Source organism: Streptomyces cacaoi, assembly GCF_006539165.1.
Lineage (GTDB): Bacteria > Actinomycetota > Actinomycetes > Streptomycetales > Streptomycetaceae > Streptomyces > Streptomyces cacaoi.
The window spans coordinates 243,408-261,154 of sequence record NZ_BJMM01000002.1 but is presented as its reverse complement, the minus strand read 5'-3'; the positions used below and the strand labels follow the sequence as shown (position 1 = coordinate 261,154).

Sequence of the window (17,747 nt, the reverse complement as noted above, 5' to 3'; positions counted from 1 at the left end):
GCCGGGGTGATGGCGCGATTCCGCCGGTGCGGGGCCGGGCGGCGGGCCAGGATGGCCGGGTCGGAAGGAAGTTCACCGTGGCACCTCGTCTCCACACCGTCCTGGCCTCCCCGCTCGGACCGCTGACGCTCGTCGCCGCCGACGGTCTGTTGTGCGGCCTGTACATGGAGGGGCAGCGGCACCGCCCCGCGCAGCAGACGTTCGGCGCACCGGCGCCCGCCGGGGCGGCGCCGTTCCGGGAGGCCGCCGAGCAGCTGGCCGCGTACTTCGCCGGCGAGCTGCGGGAGTTCGACCTCCCGCTGGCCCTGGAGGGCACCGCCTTCCAGCGCACCGTCTGGCGGGAGCTGTGCCGTGTCCCCTACGGCAGCACCGTGACCTACGGGCAGCTCGCCGAGCGGATCCGAAGTCCCGGTTCCGCGCGTGCGGTCGGGCTCGCCAACGGCCGCAATCCCGTCGGGATCGTCGTGCCCTGCCACCGGGTCGTCGGCGCCTCGGGCTCGCTCACCGGGTACGGCGGCGGGCTGGAGCGCAAGCGGCGGCTGCTCGGCCTGGAGGGCGCGGGGGCCGCCGGGAGGTGGTCCGGGGCGCTGTGGTGAGCCGTCCCGTTTGGGCCGCGCGGGGGCGGCTACCCGGCGCCGCACGAGAAAGCGACCGTGCCACCGTCCCCGAGGAGGACCGATGTTCCGCGCCGTGGCCGATGTGTTCCGCATGGTGGGAGGGGCCCTCGCGACCGTCGTCACACTGCCGTTCCGGCTGGTGGCCCGGCTGCTGGGCGGTGCCTCCCGGTCGACCCGCTGAGCACCGGGCGGCGCGCCGCCCGGCCCCGCACGGCCGCGGGGAACCTCCGGCCGCCGGGCGGCGCCGCCGGGTGCGCGGCTCAGTCCCGCTCGGCGGTGAAGTCCAGCAGGATCTTGGGCGGCCCGCTGCGCCCCTCCTCCAGCAGGGCGAACGCCTCACCGACCGCCTCGGCGGGCAGCGTGTGTCCGACCAGCGGGGCGGCGTCCAGGATTCCCCGCCGGAAGAGGGCCACCGTGCGGTCGTAGTGCGCGACGCCGTGCTGGATGCCGAGGATGTCCAGGCCCTGGAGGGACAGCTCCCCGGGGTGGAAGGTGACCGGCTGCTGGGCCACCCCGACCATCGCGATCCGGGCGCCGCGCTCGGCGAGCCGCAGCGCACCGGTGAACGCCGAGGCCGCACCGGACGCCTCCACGATCAGCGAGTAGGCGCCCTCGGGCGCCGCGTCCGCGTGGTGGACGGCGGCGGCGCCGCACCGGCGCGCCAGCTCCAGGCCCGCCTCGTCGATGCCGACGGCGTCCACCCGTGCCGCGTGGTGCGCGGCGAACTGGACGGCGAGCAGGCCCATCGTGCCGGTGCCGACGACCGCGATCCGGTCGTCGAAGGCGAGGCGTGCGCGGGTGTACGCCTCGACGACGGAGACGGCCGGTTCGACGAGGGCGCCCGCCGGCTCGGGGAAGCCGGCGGGCAGGGGCGTGAGCGCGTGCACGGGCATGCGCACGTAGTCGGCGGCGCCGCCGTCCAGCCCGTACAGGCCCGTCTCGCTCAACTGCTCGCACATCTGGGCCCGTTGGGCGTGGCAGGCGGGACACCGGCCGCAGGGGACCATAGTTCTGCCGACGACGCTGTCGCCCACCCGCGGTGCGCCGGGCGGCGGTTCGTCGGCGTAGGCGACCACGTCGCCGTACCACTCGTGCCCGAAGACGTGCGGGAAGGTGATCCGTCCGTCCCGTACGAAGGCGGAGGTGCCGTGCAGGATCTCCAGGTCGGTACCGCAGATCCCCGCCCTGCGGGTGCGGACGAGTGCCGTGCCCGGCGCGGGGCCGGGCACGGGCACCTCGGCCAGCTCGGTGCGGCCGACTCCGGTGATGCGGGCGGCCCGCATGCGGCCGGCGGGCCAGCTGCCCTGCCGCGCCTCGTCCGGCGCGTCCTCCGGCGTCGCCTTCGTCGGCCCCATGAGACGTCCCTTCGTACGGCGGAGCGGGCGCGGTCGTGGCCCGGCGGTCACCCGTGGATCATGACACGGCGGCCGGTCAGGCCGTGGCCCGGGTCATGCGCAGCGTGACCAGCCGGAAGGGCCGCAGGGACAGCTCCACGGCACCGTCCGCCCCGGCCCGCACCCGGGTGCCGTCCGGCGCGCTCTCCAGGGGCCGCTCCAGCAGGTCGGTAACGGTCACCGATCCGACGGCGAAGCCGGGCCGCAGCACCGCGGACGCCCGTCCGCCGTGCGCCTCGTGGAGGCGGACGACGACGTCGCCGCTGCCGTCGTCGGCGAGCTTCACGGCCGAGACGGTCACCGCGTCGGCGTCGGCTCCCGTCAGCGAGACCAGCGGCTCGACGGCCCCGGCGGACGGACCGGCCGTGCGCAGCGGCAGGTTGACGTCCTGGCCGGCCCGGACGGCGTCCCCGATGGCCGCGCCGGGGACGAGCGTGTACCGGAACCGGTGCAGGCCCTGATCGGTCTCCGGGTCGGGGAAGCGGGGCGCGCGCAGCAGCGAGAGGCGCACCGTGGTCGTGGTGCCGCCGTCGGTGTCGCGCACGGTGCGGGTGACGTCGTGGCCGTAGGTGGAGTCGTTGGCGAGGGCCACGCCCCAGCCGGGCTCCGTCAGATGGACGAAGCGGTGGGCGCACGCCTCGAACTTGGCCGCCTCCCAGCTGGTGTTGGTGTGGGTGGGCCGGTGCAGATGGCCGAACTGGGTCTCGGCCGCGTACCGCTCGGTGTGCAGATCGAGCGGGAAGGCCGCCTTGAGGAACTTCTCCGTCTCGTGCCAGTCGACCTCGGTCTCCAGCTCCAGCCCGGTGCCGCCGGCCCGCAGGGTGAGGTGCTGGACGGCGCGGGAGTCGCCGAAGGCGCGGGTGACCCGGACCGTGGCGCGCTCGTCGCTCTCCTCGGTGAGCAGGACCTCCTCGGCCTCGGTGAGGTCGGTGACGACGTTGCGGTAGAAGGCGTCGACGTCCCAGGCGTCCCACATGTTGGGGAAGTCCGGGTGCAGTTGGAGGAGGTTGGCGGCGGCGCCGGGCGCGAGCGTCTCGCGGTCGGCGGCGAGGTCGTAGGCGGAGACGACCAGGCCGCGCGCGTCCACGGCGATCCGCAGCAGCCCGTTCTCCAGCGTGTAGCCGCCCTCGGCGCGGCGGCTGACGGCCACGGCGGGGGCCTCGGTGGCGGCGGGCCCGGCCGCGAGGGCGGGGACGCCGTTGCGGGCGTGCGGCGCGGAGTTGACGAGCAGGGCGGCCGGTCCGTCGCCGCCGGAGGCCGGCTCGCCGGTCAGCGCGGTCAGCGCGGTCAGCGCGCCCTCGATGATCTCCTCCAGCTCGGCGGCCACCTCGGCGTAGGTGCGCTCCGCCTCGCGGTGCACCCAGGCGATGGAGGAGCCGGGCAGGATGTCGTGGAACTGGTGCAGCAGCACGGTCTTCCACAGCCGGTCGAGCCGCTCGTGCGGGTAGGCGGAGCCGGCGCGTACCGCGGCCGTCGCCGCCCACAACTCGGCCTCGTACAGCAGGTGTTCGCTGCGCCGGTTGCCCTGCTTGGTCTTGGCCTGGCTGGTGAGGGTGGCGCGGTGCAGCTCCAGATACAGCTCGCCGGCCCACACCGGGGCGCCGGGGTACTCGGCCTCGGCCTTGGCGAAGAAGTCGGCGGGCTTCTCCCAGGTGACGGTGGCCGAGCCCTCCAGGTTCCGCAGCCTGCGCGCCTTGGCGACCATCTCGCGGGTGGTGCCGCCGCCCCCGTCGCCGTAGCCGGTGGGGGCCAGGGAGTGGGTGGCGCGGCCCTTCTCCTTGAAGTTCTTCGCGGCGTGCGCGATCTCCTTGCCCTGCATCGAGCAGTTGTAGGTGTCGACGGGCGGGAAGTGTGTGAACACCCGGGTGCCGTCGATGCCCTCCCACCAGAAGGTGTGGTGCGGGAAGGAGTTGGTGGCCGACCAGGAGATCTTCTGGGTGAGCAGCCACTTGGCGCCGGCCGCCTTGATGATCTGCGGCAGCCCGGCGGCGAAGCCGAAGGTGTCCGGCAGCCACGCCTCGTCGTTCTCGACGCCGAACTCGTCCAGGAAGAACCGCCTGCCGTGCACGAACTGGCGGGCCATGGCCTCCGAGCCGGGCATGTTGGTGTCGGACTCCACCCACATGCCGCCGGCGGGCACGAACCTGCCGTCCGCGACGGCCTTCTTGACCTTCGCGTAGACCTCGGGCCGGTGCTCCTTGATCCAGGCGTACTGCTGGGCCTGGGACATGGCGTAGACGAACTCGTCCTCGTCGTCGAGCAGGGCCGTCATGTTGGCGGTGGTGCGGGCGACCTTGCGGATGGTCTCGCGCAGCGGCCACAGCCAGGCGGAGTCGATGTGGGCGTGCCCGACGGCGCTGATGCGGTGCGCGGACGGCTCGGCCGGCCGGGCCAGCACCTCCGCGAGGCAGGCACGGGCCCGGGCGGCGCTCGCACCGACGTTCTGGAGGTCGACGGCGTCCAGGGAGCGGTCGAGCGCGCGCAGGATCTCCCAGCGGCGTGCGCTGTCCACCGGGAGCTCGGCCATGAGTTCGCCGAGCACCTCCAGGTCCTGGATCAGCTCCCACACCTCGGTGTCGAGGACGGCCAGGTCCATGCGGGCCAGGCGGTAGAGCGGGTCGGTGCCCGCGGTGTGCTTGTCGCCGAGCTGCGTCGGCAGGAAGGGGTGGTAGTCGAGGATGACGGGGTTGGCCGCCGCCTCGATGTACAGGTCGACCTCCTCGCCGCCGCGGGCGCTGTCGCTCACCCGGACCCACTGGTTGCGCGGGTTGAGGCCCTTCACGGGTTCGGCGGCGGGCGTGTAGACGAGGCCCTCGCACTGGAAGCCGGGCATGTTCTCGTCGAACCCGAGGTCCAGCAGGGCCTCGACGGTGCGGCCCGCCCACTCCCGCGGCACGGTGCCGCGCACCCGGAACCAGGTGGTGCCCCAGGGCGGGCCCCACCTGTCGCCGGTCGCGACGGGCTCCTTGGGCGCTGCCAGTCCCTCGGCGACGGGCACGGGTTCGCCGGGCGCCTGCCAGGCGGTGATCTCCAGCGGGACGGAGACGGGGTAGAGGGCGGGGCGGATGCGTTCGTCCAGTACCCGCTTGAGCCGGGCCTCCACGAGGGTGCGGTCGTCATGCATGGGGGTGCGTCTCCTGGGTCGTACGGGCGGCGGGCTGCGGCACCTCGCGAGGGTGCACGGTCTCGGTGATGCCGCGCGCCGCCAAGTGTGCGGCGTCGGCGGCGCGGGAGGCGAGGACGACGGCGGGACGTACCCCGTCGGCGGCGAGGGCGGCCCATGCCTCGAAGAAGGAGCCGCCGGGCGCGCACACGGAGCGTTCGGGGGCGCTGTCCGCCGGCCCGGGTTCGCCCACGTCGAGGACGAGCGCGGTGGTGCGCGGCGGGGGCGCGGCCTCGGGGGCCCGCTCGGCGGCGCGCGCGAGGGCTTCGGCCGCGGGTTTGCGCTTCCGGTCCGTGGTGAACAGGCCGAGGTCGTATTCGAGTTCGGGGAAGTCGGCCAGCGCGCGGTCGACGTCGTGGGAGCACCACCAGGTGACGCCCCACACGTGCTCGCAGTCCAGCGTCGCGGCGACGGTGGCCTCGGTGAAGGCGGCGGCGCCGTCGGCCGGGACGTGCGGGGCCGGCGCCCCGACCTCCTGGAGCCAGACGGGGCGTGCGGGGTCGGTGGCCCACGCCTTGGACAGTTCGGTCAGATAGGCGGCGTGCTGTTCGGTGGCGGTGCCGGTGGGCCCGTGCCGCTGCGCGGTGCCGTTGAACACCCAGGAGTGCACGGCGGTCATCGCGCCGAGTGTGGCGGCCTGGCGCGGGGTGAAGGGGTGGCCGTCCTGGTACCAGCAGGCGTCGTACTCGGCGTGCAGATGTGCGCGCCCGGGGGCGCCCTCCTCGCAGGCGGCGAGCATCCGGCGCAGCCAGGCGTCGATCTCGGCCTCGCCGGCCCGGTCGGGATCGGGGTGCGGCCGGTCGGAGAACTGGTTGATCTCGTTGCCGAGCGTCATCCCGAGGAAGTTGCGGCGCCCCGCGAGGGCTTCGGCCAGGGTGCGCAGATAGGCGGCCTGGCCCTCGACCACCTCGGGGTCGGTGAACAGGTTGCGCCGGTGCCAGGTGGCGGTCCAGGAGGGCAGGAAGTCGAAGCTGGACAGGTGCCCTTGCAGGCCGTCGACGTTGAGGTCGAGGCCGCGCTCGGCCGCGGCGTCGGCCAGGGCCAGCAGTTGCTCGACGGCGCGGGGCCGGATGAGGCTGCGGTTGGGCTGGAAGAGCGGCCACAGCGGGAAGACGCGGATGTGGTCGAGTCCGAGCCCCGCGATGTCGTCCAGGTCGCGGCGGACGTCGTCGAGGTCGAAGTCGAGCCAGTGGTGGAACCAGCCGCGGCTGGGGGTGTAGTTGACGCCGAAGCGCAGCATTGTGTTCGGGGCTCCTGGTGCTCGGGCCGGGCGGGTGTGCGGGGGAGGGCATCCCCGCGCCGGGGCGCGAAGCCGGGCGCGGGGTGCGGGCCGGTCGGGGGCCGGTCGGGCCTAGCCCTTGACGGCGCCCTCTCCGACGCCGCGGAAGAAGTACTTCTGGAGGCAGGCGAAGAGGACGATCAGCGGGACGACCGCGATCATCGTGCCGGCGGCGATGAGCCGCTGGTTGTTGGAGAAGGTGCCGTGCAGGAAGTTGAGGCCGATGGTGAGGGTGTAGTTGGAGTCGTCGGTCAGGACGATGAGGGGCCACAGGAAGTCGTCCCAGGCGCCCATGAAGGCGAAGATCGCCACGACGGCGAGGGTGCCCTTGACGGCGGGCAGCCCGATGCGGAAGTAGCGCTGCCACACGCCGGCGCCGTCGACGATGGCCGCTTCCTCGATCTCCTCGGGGATGTTGCGGAACGCGTTGCGCAGCAGCAGGACGTTGAGCGCGGCCACACAGCCGGGCAGCACGACGGCGGTCAGCGTGTTGTGCAGATCGAGCGCCCGCATGGTCGTCAGCTGCGCGATCATGATCGATTCGGCGGGGACGAGCATGGCGACGAGGAAGACGAGCGCGGCGTACTTGCGGCCCCGGAACTTCAGCCGGGCCAGCGCGTATCCGGCCATGGAGGCGCCGACGACGTTGCTGACCACGTTGGCGAGCGCGACCTTCAGCGAGTTGAGCGCGTAGTCCCAGACGGGGATGATCTCGCCGACCTTCTGGTAGTTGTCCAGCGTCGGGTGCTCGGGCAGCAGCTTGGGCGGATCGCTGTAGACGTTCTCGCCCGGGCTCTTGAGCGAGGTGGACAGCTGCCACAGGAACGGGCCGACGCACAGCAGGAAGACGAGCGCCAGCAGCACGTAGCGCACGGCGACCGAGCCGCGCGACATCCGGCTGCCGTCCTCGTTGCGCAGATCCCGCACGCGGCGGCGCCGGCGCGGCGCGGGGGCGGCCGGCCGCCGCGGGTCGGTCCCCTCCCCGGGCGCGGAACCGTTGCCGGGTGCGGCCGAGGGGGCGGTGGACGTCACTTCTTGTCCCTCCGTTCGGCCGCGAAGACGGCCAGCAGCAGCACCATCGTGATCACGAACATCACCAGGGAGATCGCGGAGGCGTAGCCGACGCGCCCCGAAAGACCGGTGCCGGTGCGCTGGATGAGCATCACCAGCGTGGTGTCCTCGCCTGCGGGTCCGCCGTCCGGTCCGGCCATGAGGAAGACCTCGGAGAAGACGCGGAAGGCGGCCACGGACGAGAGCGCGCCGACGAGCACCATGGTGTTGCGTACGCCGGGCACGGTGACGGACAGGAACCGGCGGACCGGCCCCGCGCCGTCCACGGAGGCGGCCTCGTGCAGCTCGCGCGGGACGTTGCCGAGCGCGGCCATGTAAATGATCATGTAGTAGCCGAGGCCCTTCCAGACCGTGACCAGCATGGCGCTCAGCAGGATCAGCCACCGGTCGCTGAGGAAGGGCACGGTGTCGAACCCGAGCGTCTTGATGACGGCGTTGACGAGCCCCCGGTCGTCCAGCATCCACACCCAGATGAGCCCGACGACGACCACGGAGGCGACGACGGGGGTGTAGAACGCCGAGCGGAAGAACGCGATGCCCGGCAGGTTCTTGTGCACCAGCAGGGCCAGCAGCAGCGGCAGCACGACCGTGCACGGCACGACGGCGGCCACGTACAGGAAGCTGTTGCGCAGGCCGATCCAGAACTGCTCGTCGGCCAGCATCTCCTGGAAGTTGTCGAGCCCGACGAAGCTGCCGGGGGTGAGCGTCCGCGCGTCGGTGAACGCCTTCCAGACCGTGGCGACGAACGGATAGATGTTGAACGCCAGCGTGATGAGCAGGCCCGGCAGCAGGAACAGCCAGGGGCTGTGGGCACGGTGGGTGCGCACCCGGGCGCCGCCGCGCCGGGCGGCCCGGGACGAGCGGGAACCCGGAGAACCCGAGGAAGCCGGGGAGTCCGGGGACGGCGTGGAGGGCGCCGACGGCGGGCCCGCCGCGCCGGCGGACGGCGCCGGGGGCCCGGAAGCGGAGGCGGTGCTGTTCACTGCGCCCGCCCTAGACCTGTTCGAGCAGCTTGTTGGACTCGGCCACCGCGTCGTCCAGCGCCTGCTTCGGGCTCTTCTGGCCGAGGAAGCACTTGGAGACTTCCTTCTTGAGCACCGTCTTCATCTCCTCCGTCATCACCACGGGCGTGTAGTTGACGGCCTTCTTCAGCAGCTTCGCCGAGGAGACCCGCACCCGGTCCTCGGGGCTCCGGCCGCCCTCCGTCCAGTACGGCTCGTCCAGTGAGCCCTTGGTGCTGGGAAAGACCGCGACCTTGTGCGCGAAGGATTCCTGGTTCTTCTTGTTGGTGACGAACCTGGCGAAGGCCACGGCGGTGGACTTGTTCTCGCTGGTCTGGCTGATGCCGAGGCTCATCACGTACATGTTCGGATGCCCGTTGTTGTTGGGCGCGTCCGTCAGCCCGATGTTCTTGTACAGCTGCGGCTGGTTCTCCTTGAAGGAGGTGAGGTCGAGCGCGCCGCCGGCATTCATGGCGATCTTCTCCTGCTCGAACTTCTCGCCCGCCTTCTCCGGGCCGGCCGACATCGCCTGCCCGTCCAGACCGCCCTGCTCGTACAGCTTCTTGTACTTCTTGAGCAGCTCGACGCCCTTGGCGTTGTTGTAGGTGAACTCGGTGGCGTCCTTGTTCATCAACTCCACGCCGTAGCGGCCGAAGTCCTCGATGGCGGGCGCCGTGCCCAGGGAGGCGACCTTCTTCTTCGCGAGCTTCTCGCCGTAGGAGAACAGCTCCTCGTAGGTGCGCGGCGGCTTGTCACCGTCCAGCCCGGCCTTCTCGAACAGCCGCTTGTTGTAGAAGAGCGGGCCGGTGTTCAGATACCACGGGAATCCGTAGACGCCGTCGAGGCCGGGCATTTCGTTGCCCTTCCACGCCTCGGGCATGTACTGCTTCTCGGCCTTCGCCGCCGTCTCGTCCTTGCTGAGGTTCATCAGCGCACCGGCCTTCGCCAGCGGATACGCCTTGTCGGGCGAGACGTTGACGACGTCCGGAAGGTTCTCGGAGGCGGCGTCGGCGCTGAGCGTCTCCGCATAGCGGTCGGCCGGTTTGTCGATCCACCGCACCTTGGTGCCGGGGTACTTCTTCTCGAAGTCCGCTATCAGACCGTTGAAATAGTCCTTGTACTCGGCGCGGAGATTCCAGGTCTGGAACGTTATCTTGCCCTTCACCTCGCCGCTCGCGTCCGACGAGCCACCGCCCGAGCCCGACGAACAGCCGGTGAGCGCCGTCAGGGACAGGGCCGTGCCCAGCGCGATCGTGGCGACGGAGGCCGGCCGGAGCAATCTGCCGGCCGATGGGGAAAGTTGGGCGGGGGACATGGAACCGGCTCCTTTGCTCAGAACACGTCGGGGTGAACTCTGCATCCGCCCAGGCATCGTGTCAATACTCGGGCGGCCAGGAGCTAATCCGCTTTAGCTCGGGTAAGCTAAACCGCGTTAGCTCACAGGCTCCATGCCGTGGAGCGGGACGGTCCAGCGGCACGGGCCCGCTCCCGGCCCGCCGGCCGGGCCCGAACCGCCCGGTGCCCGGGGGGAGTTGGAGCGGCACGGATACCGTGTGCTCCGGCGGCCCGCCGGGCGTGCCACACAGGAGGAGCGCGGTGGAAGAAGCGGTGGAGGACGCGGTGGACGACGCGGTGGACGAACAGCCGCCCAAGCGGCCGACGATGAAGGACATCGCCCGGGAGGCCGGGGTGTCGGCGAGCGCGGTCTCCTTCGCGCTGAACAACCGCTCCGGGGTCTCTCCCGGGACCCGGGCCCGTATCGAGCGGGTGGCCGAGCGCCTGGGCTGGCGCCCGCACTCGGCGGCGCGCGCCCTGTCCGGCGAGCGGGCCGGTGTGCTCGGCATGGTGCTGGCCCGGCCCGCCGGCAGCCTCGGCGTCGAGTCGTTCTTCCTCCAGCTGATGTCCGGCATCCAGCGGGCCCTCGCGCCGCGCGACCAGGCCCTGTTGTTCCAGATGGCGGACGGCCTGGAGGCCGAGTGCGAGCTGTACCGCAGATGGTGGGCCGAGGGCCGGGTGGACGGCGTCCTCGTCGTCGATCCGCGCACCGAGGACCCCCGGCCCGCCCTGCTCGCCTCGCTCGGCCTGCCCGCGGTCGTCGTCGGCGGGGCGGAGCCCACGGACGGGCCGGACCGCCGGGACGCCGCTGCGGCCGGGCTGTCCAGCGTGTGGGCGGACGACGCGGCCGCGATGGTCACCGTCGTCCGGCATCTCTACGAACTCGGCCACCGGCGCATCGCGCACATCGCGGGCGTCGGCGGTTTCACCCACACCGAGCGCCGGATCCGGGCGCTGCGCGAGGAGGCGGAGCGGACGGGGCTGGCCGACGCCCGCTCGGTCACCACCGACTACACCGACGCGCAGGGCGCCGAGGCCGCGCGCCGGCTGCTCGCCCTGCCCACTCCCCCGACGGCGCTGATCTGCGACAACGAGGTGATGGCCGTCGCCGCGGTCAGCGTCGCGACGGAGACCGGGCACTCGGTGCCGCGGGACGTCTCCATCGTCTCCTGGGAGGACTCGGTGCTGTGCCGGACCCTCCACCCGCAGCTCACCTCGCTCTCCCGGGACACCGAGGAGTTCGGCCGGCACGCCGCCCAGCAGCTCCTCGACGTCCTCACCGGCGGCCCCCGCCGGCGCGTCGAGGTGCCCCTCCCCCGGCTGACCCCGCGGGAGAGCACCGCACCCGCGCCGGAACACCGGTAGCCGGGCCGAAGGGCGGGCGGACCGCCCTCGGCACACGGAACGGCCGGTGGCGGGCGGGTGTTCAGTGTCCGGTCGGCTCCGTCAGCCGCCGCAGGAGTTCCTCGCTGAGCCGCTGCCGGCTCGCGTCGCGCCGGAAACGCCACCGCTCCCGCTGTGCGACCAGCGCCGCGGCCAGCCGCTCACGCTGAGCCGCGTCGAGCGCGTCGGCCATCAGCGCCATCAGCCGCATCGCCTGGTACTGCTCGAACGCGCTGCGCGAGTGCTCGACGGCCGCCAACGCGGCGTCGAAGTCCCGCAGTTCGGCCCGCGCCTGCATCATGGCGAGGGCCGTCACCCGCTCCTCGTCGCCGCCCTCGCGCAGCCACCGGAGGACCTCGGCGGGGTCGAAGGAGCGCTCCTCGGACAGCCTCCGGGCGCGTGCGACGACCTCGCCCATGGCACGGGTACGCCGCGCGCCGGGCGGCATCGTGCCGCGCACCGCGCCGTACCGGTCCGCGAGCGGTCCGGCCGCCGCCTCCAGCAGGGCCCGGGCCTCGGCGCGCAGCCGGTCGGCCGTGGCCGGGTCGCCCCCGCGCTCGGAGTCCTCGGCCCGGACGAGCCGTTCGGCCGCACGCTCGCGGAGGCTGAGCGACGTCCCGCCGAACTCCAGGCTCTCCACCCGGTCCCCGAGCAGCGCGAGCACCAGCAGCGCACCGCCGAAGGCGATCAGCACCGCCGTGCCCGCCCCGTCCCGTGCGACGAACACCGCGAGCACGCCCGCACCGAACGACGCCGCTCCCAACAGGCCCAGCAGCACACGCAGTACGGGCGAGAGGACGAACACTCTCCGTCGCTGGTCCACGGCCCCGAACCTCCCCTTCGCTGCGGTCGGACAGGACGCTACCCGTGTGCGCGGCACTGCGGGCCGCGCGGGTGGCGTCCGGCACAGGCGACCGTGCCGCGGTCCCGCCGCGCGAAGCCGCCGCCGGCGCCACCGGCAGCGGTGCCGACAACGCCGGCGGCAGCTGCGCCGGGCGGCTGCTCCCGCCGTGGTAGCGCACGGGTGGTCCCCTCGGCGGACGCGGACGGGTGCCCGGACGCGGCACGGTGGCCGGACGGCAACGGACCACCGGACGACGGGAGTCGACCATGCTGCTCATCGAGGTCTTCGTGCCCAGGGGCGCGCTGGACGAGGAGGAACGGGAGGCGCTGGCCGAGCGGCTCATCGACACGCTGATGGTCGAGGACGACAGCCACGCCATCGAGATCCTGGAGGCCCAGCGCACGCTCACCCACGTCCTGGTGCACACGCCCGCCACCTGGGTGCTCGGGCGGCGGCCGAAGGCGGACCCGGCGGATCCGCCGCGCTACCTGGTGCGGGTGACCGTGCCGGCGTCCTGGCGCAAGGAGATGAGCGGTTACACCGTGGAGATCGTCACGGAGGTGCTGGCCGAGACGGAGCGGGCCGCCGGCCGGGATCCGGAGCGGGTGCGGCGCGAGCCGGACGCCGTGGTTCTCGTCGAGGGGGTCTCCGAGGGCGGTATCGGCCTGCACGGAAGAGCCATGGGGAGCATGGACCTCACCGAGCTGATCTCCCGCCCGTACCGCGACGATGCCGCCGCCCGGCCCGCTCCGGACCCGCCGCCGGGCTCGCTGATCGACCCGGTCTGCGGTATGCGCGTGGACCTCGACGGAACGCCGCTGACGCTGGTGCACGAGGGCGTCCTGTACGGCTTCTGCCACGGCATGTGCCGACGGGCCTTCGCCGACGAACACGGGGTGCCGCTCCGGCAGTAGCAGGCGGCCGGCGGTGGTCTCCTCGCGGCCGTTGCGGCTGTACCGGTCAGCGGCGCACGGCCGGCGGTCCCGCACGCGCCGGGCTGCCTCGCGTCAGCAGGCCGCCGCCGGCCACCGCCACGTCCGTGCGCCGCGTCACGGGGCCGTCGTCTCCGTGCCGGGGGCGAACCTCCTGCGCCAGGCGAGCGCGACGTACACCAGGCCGATCAGTACCGGGACCTCGATGAGCGGGCCGACGACGCCGGACAGCGCCTGCCCGGAGGTGACGCCGAAGGTGGCGATGGCGACCGCGATGGCCAACTCGAAGTTGTTGCCCGCCGCGGTGAACGCCAGCGTCGCGGTCCGGTCGTAGGCCAGCCCCAGCCCCTTGCCGAGGGCGAAGGTGCCGAAGAACATCACCGCGAAGTACACCAGCAGCGGCAGCGCGATCCGGGCCACGTCGAGCGGCTGCGAGGTGATCGTCTTCCCCTGGAGCGCGAAGAGCACCACGATCGTGAACAGCAGTCCGTACAGCGCCCACGGCCCGATCCGCGGCAGAACCTTCGCCTCGTAGCCGCTCCGGCCCATCCTCCGCTCGCCGATGCGCCGGGTGAGGAACCCGGCCAGCAGCGGGATGCCGAGGAAGACGACGACGTTCAGCGCGATGTGCCCGACGGACACGTCCAGGCCCTGCCCGTCGCCGAGGTTCAGCCACCGGGGCAGCAGATCGAGGTAGAACCAGCCCAGCAGGCCGAACGCCAGCACCTGGAAGACACTGTTGAGCGCGACCAGGACGGCCGCGGCCTCGCGGTCGCCGCAGGCCAGGTCGTTCCAGATGATGACCATGGCGATACAGCGCGCCAGCCCGACGACGATCAGTCCGGTGCGGTACTCGGGCAGATCCGGCAGGAAGATCCACGCCAGCGCGAACATCACCGCCGGGCCGACGATCCAGTTGACGACCAGCGAGGAGACCATCAGACGCCGGTCGCCGGTGACCGCGTCGAGCCTGTCGTAGCGCACCTTGGCCAGCACCGGATACATCATCACCAGCAGACCGATCGCGATGGGCAGCGAGATCCCACCGATCTCGATCTTCGCGAGCGCGTCGTTCATCCCCGGGACGATCCGGCCCAGCCCCAGCCCGACGGCCATGGCCAGCAGGATCCACACCGCCAGATAGCGGTCGAGGGTGGAGAGCTTCCTGACGATCGAGTCGTCCCCGGCCGGGTCGGCGCCCCGCGTACGGCCGGTGGCGGGTTCGGCGGAGGTCACGGGCAGGGCCTCCGGTTCTCGACGGCGGTGCGGGCGGAGGCGGCCAGCGCGGCGAACTGCTCGGACAGGCCGGCCAGAACGTCGGGCCTGAGCTTGTAGTAGGTGAAGCGACCGCACGGCTCGGTCTCCACCAGTCCGGCCTCGCGCAGCACCTTCATGTGGTTGGACAGATTGGTCTGCTTGGCGCCGGTCTCCTCGACCAGGTGCGTCGTACAGAGCGTCTCGCGCGCCAGCAGAGCCACGATCCTCAGGCGGAGCGGATCACCCAGCACCCGGATCACATCAGGATCGACTGAAGTCAGCATGCACCGACACTCTCACATCATTGCCCGCTGATACCAGTCTCGGCTGACGTCACTGGCGACTGGATGCCGCCGTCCGGCTGACCGCCTGGCCGGAGACATACGACGCGCCCACGGTTCACGCCGCGCACGTGCGCCCTCCGGCTGGGCATCGAGCATCCCGCGGAGCGCAGCCGCGCAGGGCAACGGGCCCCGGGCGGCCGGTCGTTCCCCCGGCGCGTCACTCCCTTTGTCATACTCCGCGTCAACCGCGCGCGGGGCGGGCATGAGACCTGTGTGCCGGTGGACGAAGAGGTCTTCGAAGAGCCGGGGGCCGCGCCTCCGGCCGGGCCCACGCCCACCGCGCCCACCGGGTCCACCCGGCCCGCTGTACTCGCCGTGTGCATCGTGCCCGTCGCGTCCCTCCCCTTCGGCGGGCCGACGCGTCCGCCGCACCGGGGCGGGACGGCGGCCGGCCCGGAACCGCGGCCGGAGCCCGCCGCGTCCTGAACGACCGCGCACCACCCCGGTTTCCGCCGGGGCCCGACACCTCGCACCCGCTCGTCCCCCCACCGGCACCGCCGGCATGCGACCCCCGGAGCACGCGATGACGGAATCCTCCACTCCCCCGACGACGTCCGAGTCCACGGCCACCGAGGCGGCGGCCTCCCGCGCCACGGCGTCCGATCCCACAACGTCCGATCCCACCGTGTCCCGGAGCCCGCGCGCGGCGAGCCCGTACGCCGATCCGACGCTCGGCATCCCCGTCGCCACCTCCTGGCGCGGCGAGCCCAGACACCGGCTCGTGGCCCTCGGCGACTCCCTCACCCAGGGCTTCCAGAGCTGCGCGGTCTTCCATACCGGGCTGTCCTATCCGGCGATCATCGCCCACGAGTTGGGCTGGGCGGACAGCTTCCGGCACCCCTCCTACGACGGCTGCGGCGGGCTGCCGCTCAATCTGGAGATGCTCCTGCGCGACCTGGAGGAGCACTGCGGCCGGGACGTCGACTGGTGGGAGGTGCCGTCCGCACTGTTCCGGGCCCGGCGGTTCATGGACAAGGTGGAGGACTACTGGGAGCGCGGCCCCGGCGCCTCGCCGGTGTCCACCACCGCGATCCACCACAACCTGGCCTGCTTCGGCTGGGACGTGCGCGACGCGCTGGAGAAGTCCGCCGATGTGTGCCGCCGTATGATCGGCGCCCCGCAGGACGACTTCGTCCGGCAGATGGTCGGCGACGCCGGTGAGCGCGCCGCGCTGCGCACGCTGCCCACCCGTCCGGCAGCGGCGGGCGCGCTCACCCAGGTCACCGCGGCGGCGGCGCTGGGCGAGGAGCGGGGCACGGAGAATCCGGGCGCTCCGGGAGGCTCCGGGGGCGGGGACGGCGACCCGGACCACGGCATCGAGACGCTGATCGTCTTCCTCGGCGCCAACAACGCGCTCTCCTCGGTCGTCCAGCTCAAGGTGGCCTGGAGCGGGGAGGGTTACGACGATCTGCGCCGCAAGGGGCGCTACACGGTCTGGCGCCCCGAGCACTTCGCCGCCGAGCTGGACGAACTCGCCGCCGCCGTACGGGAGATCCGGGCCCGGCACGTGATCTGGTGCACCGTGCCGCATGTGACCATCGCGCCGGTCGCGAGGGGGGTGCGGGGCAAGGCCGAACCGGGCTCGCGCTACTTCCCGTACTACACGCGTCCCTGGATCGACGACGACGACTTCGACCCGCGCCGCGACCCGCATCTGACCGGCGAGCAGGCCCGACAGGTGGACGAGGCCATCGACAGCTACAACGTCTCGATGGCCGAGGTGGTCCGCAAGGCGCGCCGGGCCGGCCGCGACTGGTATCTCATGGACTCCGCCGGGCTGCTGGACCGCCTGGCCACCCGCCGGTTCGGCGAGGACTCCTCGGCGCGCCCCGACTGGTGGTCGCCCTATCCGCTGCCCGACGAGCTGCGGGCCCTCGACCCGGTGCCGACCTCGCACTTCCTGCTCTCCGAGGACGGCCGGCGCAGCGCGGGCGGGCTGTTCTCGCTGGACGGGGTGCATCCGACGACCGTCGCCTACGGGCTCCTCGCGCAGGAGCTGATCGAGGTGATGCGCCGGGCCGGGGTGGAGTTCCGCACCCCGCGGGACCAGCGGCCGCGCCCCGACCCGGTGCGGGTGGACTTCGCCCGGCTCATCCGGCACGACACGCTCATCAACCATCCGCCCGGCAACCTCACCTCCGGGCTGCGGATCATCGGCTGGGCCGACGAGGCGCTGGACGTCCTCGGCCGCACGCTCGGCTTCGGCCGGGCGGGCAAGTAGCCCCGGCCGACCGCCCTTGCCGGTGACGTGGTCGACGTCCACGGCGACGCACGAAGCGGCACCGGAAGCGGCTCGGCCGGCGCCGACGGCGTGCGGGCGCGGCCCGCGGGAAGTGGGTGCGGCGGCGCGGACCGGGCGCGCCGCCGCCGTTCCGACCCCGCTCAGCGGCGGGGTGCCCCGGTCACAGCGAGCGGACCACCCGCGCCGGGTTCCCCACCGCGAGCACGCCGGAGGGGAGGTCCTTGGTGACGACCGCGCCCGCGCCGACGACGGTGTCGGAGCCGATCGTCACCCCGGGGCAGACGATCACGCCGCCGCCGAGCCAGACGTTGTCCCCGATCGTGATCGGCTCCCCCTTCTCCCAGCCCTCGCGGCGCCGCTCCGTGTCCAACTCGTGGGTGGGAGTGAGGAGTTGGACGTTCGGCCCGATCTGGCCGTGGGCGCCGACGGTGATCTGCGCCGCGTCGAGGAAGACGGCGTTGAAGTTGATGAAGGTGTGCGGACCGATCGAGATCCGGCTCCCGTAGTCGCACTGGAAGGGCGCCCGGATGGTGACGTCCTCGCCCAGGTCGCCGATCAACTGCTCCAGTACGGCCCGCCGTTCGGCGTCATCGGCCGTCGTGGCGGCGTTGTAGGCGGCGCACAGTTCGGCGCGCCGCCGTGTCTCCTCCTTCAGTTCCTCGTCGTCGGGGATGTACCAGTCCCCGGCCAGCATCCGCTTCCTGTTCTCGCCCACGCGCTGTCCTCCCCGCTCTCCGGTGCGCACCGTGCGCGCCGGTGCTCCAGTCTCCCCGAGGGACGGCCGCCGCGGCACTCCCCCTTCGTGGGAGGAGCGGCCGGGGAACGGCGGGAGAGCGGGACGCCGCGGGGCGGGAAAACCGCGTTGCCCGCCCCGCGCCGCGCCAC

At 72.9% G+C, this 17,747-nt stretch carries 15 protein-coding genes; 5 read left to right on the top strand and 10 right to left on the bottom strand.

The window, feature by feature from the left end:
* The first annotated feature begins 77 nt into the window (after positions 1-77).
* A complete protein-coding gene (locus SCA03_RS01565; protein ID WP_030878256.1) occupies positions 78-596 on the top strand; it encodes a methylated-DNA--[protein]-cysteine S-methyltransferase in 519 nt (172 codons plus the stop codon).
* Positions 597-678: 82 nt separating this feature from the next.
* Entirely contained in the window at positions 679-798 is a 120-nt protein-coding gene (locus SCA03_RS36710) for an LPFR motif small protein (RefSeq protein ID WP_267883217.1), read from the top strand.
* Positions 799-877: 79 nt separating this feature from the next.
* Here SCA03_RS36710 and SCA03_RS01560 read toward each other — a convergent pair whose 3' ends face one another.
* The 6 genes from SCA03_RS01560 to SCA03_RS01535 form a co-directional block, all read right to left on the bottom strand.
* Positions 878-1,972 (bottom strand): zinc-dependent alcohol dehydrogenase, encoded by a 1,095-nt coding sequence (locus SCA03_RS01560; protein WP_230988430.1) that lies wholly within the window; start codon positions 1,970-1,972, stop codon positions 878-880.
* Positions 1,973-2,048: 76 nt separating this feature from the next.
* Complete coding sequence (locus tag SCA03_RS01555; RefSeq protein ID WP_086814666.1) at positions 2,049-5,135, bottom strand: alpha-mannosidase; 3,087 nt, start codon at positions 5,133-5,135, stop codon at positions 2,049-2,051.
* The gene (locus SCA03_RS01550) at positions 5,128-6,414 is read right to left on the bottom strand and encodes a glycoside hydrolase 5 family protein (RefSeq protein WP_030890402.1); all 1,287 of its coding nucleotides are present in this window, start codon (positions 6,412-6,414) and stop codon (positions 5,128-5,130) included. The genes SCA03_RS01555 and SCA03_RS01550 overlap by 8 nt, the downstream gene beginning before the upstream one ends.
* Positions 6,415-6,525: 111 nt before the next feature.
* Positions 6,526-7,347 carry a carbohydrate ABC transporter permease gene (locus SCA03_RS01545; protein WP_078872923.1) on the bottom strand — a complete coding sequence of 274 codons (822 nt, stop codon included), beginning with the start codon at positions 7,345-7,347 and terminating at the stop codon, positions 6,526-6,528.
* 134 nt (positions 7,348-7,481) lie between these two features.
* Complete coding sequence (locus SCA03_RS01540) at positions 7,482-8,351, bottom strand: carbohydrate ABC transporter permease (RefSeq protein WP_051846455.1); 870 nt, start codon at positions 8,349-8,351, stop codon at positions 7,482-7,484.
* A 166-nt stretch (positions 8,352-8,517) separates the two neighbouring features.
* Complete coding sequence (locus tag SCA03_RS01535) at positions 8,518-9,840, bottom strand: ABC transporter substrate-binding protein (RefSeq protein ID WP_086818006.1); 1,323 nt, start codon at positions 9,838-9,840, stop codon at positions 8,518-8,520.
* A 347-nt stretch (positions 9,841-10,187) separates the two neighbouring features.
* Here SCA03_RS01535 and SCA03_RS01530 point away from each other — a divergent pair, with 347 nt between their 5' ends.
* Positions 10,188-11,225: a LacI family DNA-binding transcriptional regulator gene (locus SCA03_RS01530; RefSeq protein WP_051846456.1), complete on the top strand. Its 1,038-nt coding sequence runs from the start codon at positions 10,188-10,190 to the stop codon at positions 11,223-11,225.
* Positions 11,226-11,286: 61 nt separating this feature from the next.
* On the opposite strand, the gene SCA03_RS01525 is transcribed toward SCA03_RS01530, so the two are convergent.
* Positions 11,287-12,066 (bottom strand): hypothetical protein, encoded by a 780-nt coding sequence (locus tag SCA03_RS01525; protein WP_141275168.1) that lies wholly within the window; start codon positions 12,064-12,066, stop codon positions 11,287-11,289.
* Between the two features lie 287 nt (positions 12,067-12,353).
* Between SCA03_RS01525 and SCA03_RS01520 the strand changes: the two genes are divergently transcribed.
* Complete coding sequence (locus tag SCA03_RS01520) at positions 12,354-13,001, top strand: YHS domain-containing protein (RefSeq protein ID WP_086818007.1); 648 nt, start codon at positions 12,354-12,356, stop codon at positions 12,999-13,001.
* A 135-nt stretch (positions 13,002-13,136) separates the two neighbouring features.
* On the opposite strand, the gene arsB is transcribed toward SCA03_RS01520, so the two are convergent.
* Both arsB and SCA03_RS01510 read right to left on the bottom strand, forming a co-directional pair.
* Positions 13,137-14,255: an ACR3 family arsenite efflux transporter gene (arsB, locus tag SCA03_RS01515; RefSeq protein ID WP_030878230.1), complete on the bottom strand. Its 1,119-nt coding sequence runs from the start codon at positions 14,253-14,255 to the stop codon at positions 13,137-13,139.
* Positions 14,252-14,560, bottom strand: coding sequence for an ArsR/SmtB family transcription factor (locus tag SCA03_RS01510; protein ID WP_030878227.1), 309 nt, complete (start codon positions 14,558-14,560; stop codon positions 14,252-14,254). Before SCA03_RS01510 ends, arsB begins: the two co-directional genes overlap by 4 nt.
* A gap of 583 nt (positions 14,561-15,143) precedes the next feature.
* On the opposite strand from SCA03_RS01510, the gene SCA03_RS01505 reads away from it, so the two are divergent.
* Positions 15,144-16,841, top strand: coding sequence for a hypothetical protein (locus SCA03_RS01505; protein ID WP_230988429.1), 1,698 nt, complete (start codon positions 15,144-15,146; stop codon positions 16,839-16,841).
* A gap of 181 nt (positions 16,842-17,022) precedes the next feature.
* Here the strand turns inward: SCA03_RS01505 and SCA03_RS01500 are convergent, their stop codons facing one another.
* The gene (locus tag SCA03_RS01500) at positions 17,023-17,577 is read right to left on the bottom strand and encodes a sugar O-acetyltransferase (RefSeq protein ID WP_030878218.1); all 555 of its coding nucleotides are present in this window, start codon (positions 17,575-17,577) and stop codon (positions 17,023-17,025) included.
* Positions 17,578-17,747 lie beyond the last annotated feature (170 nt).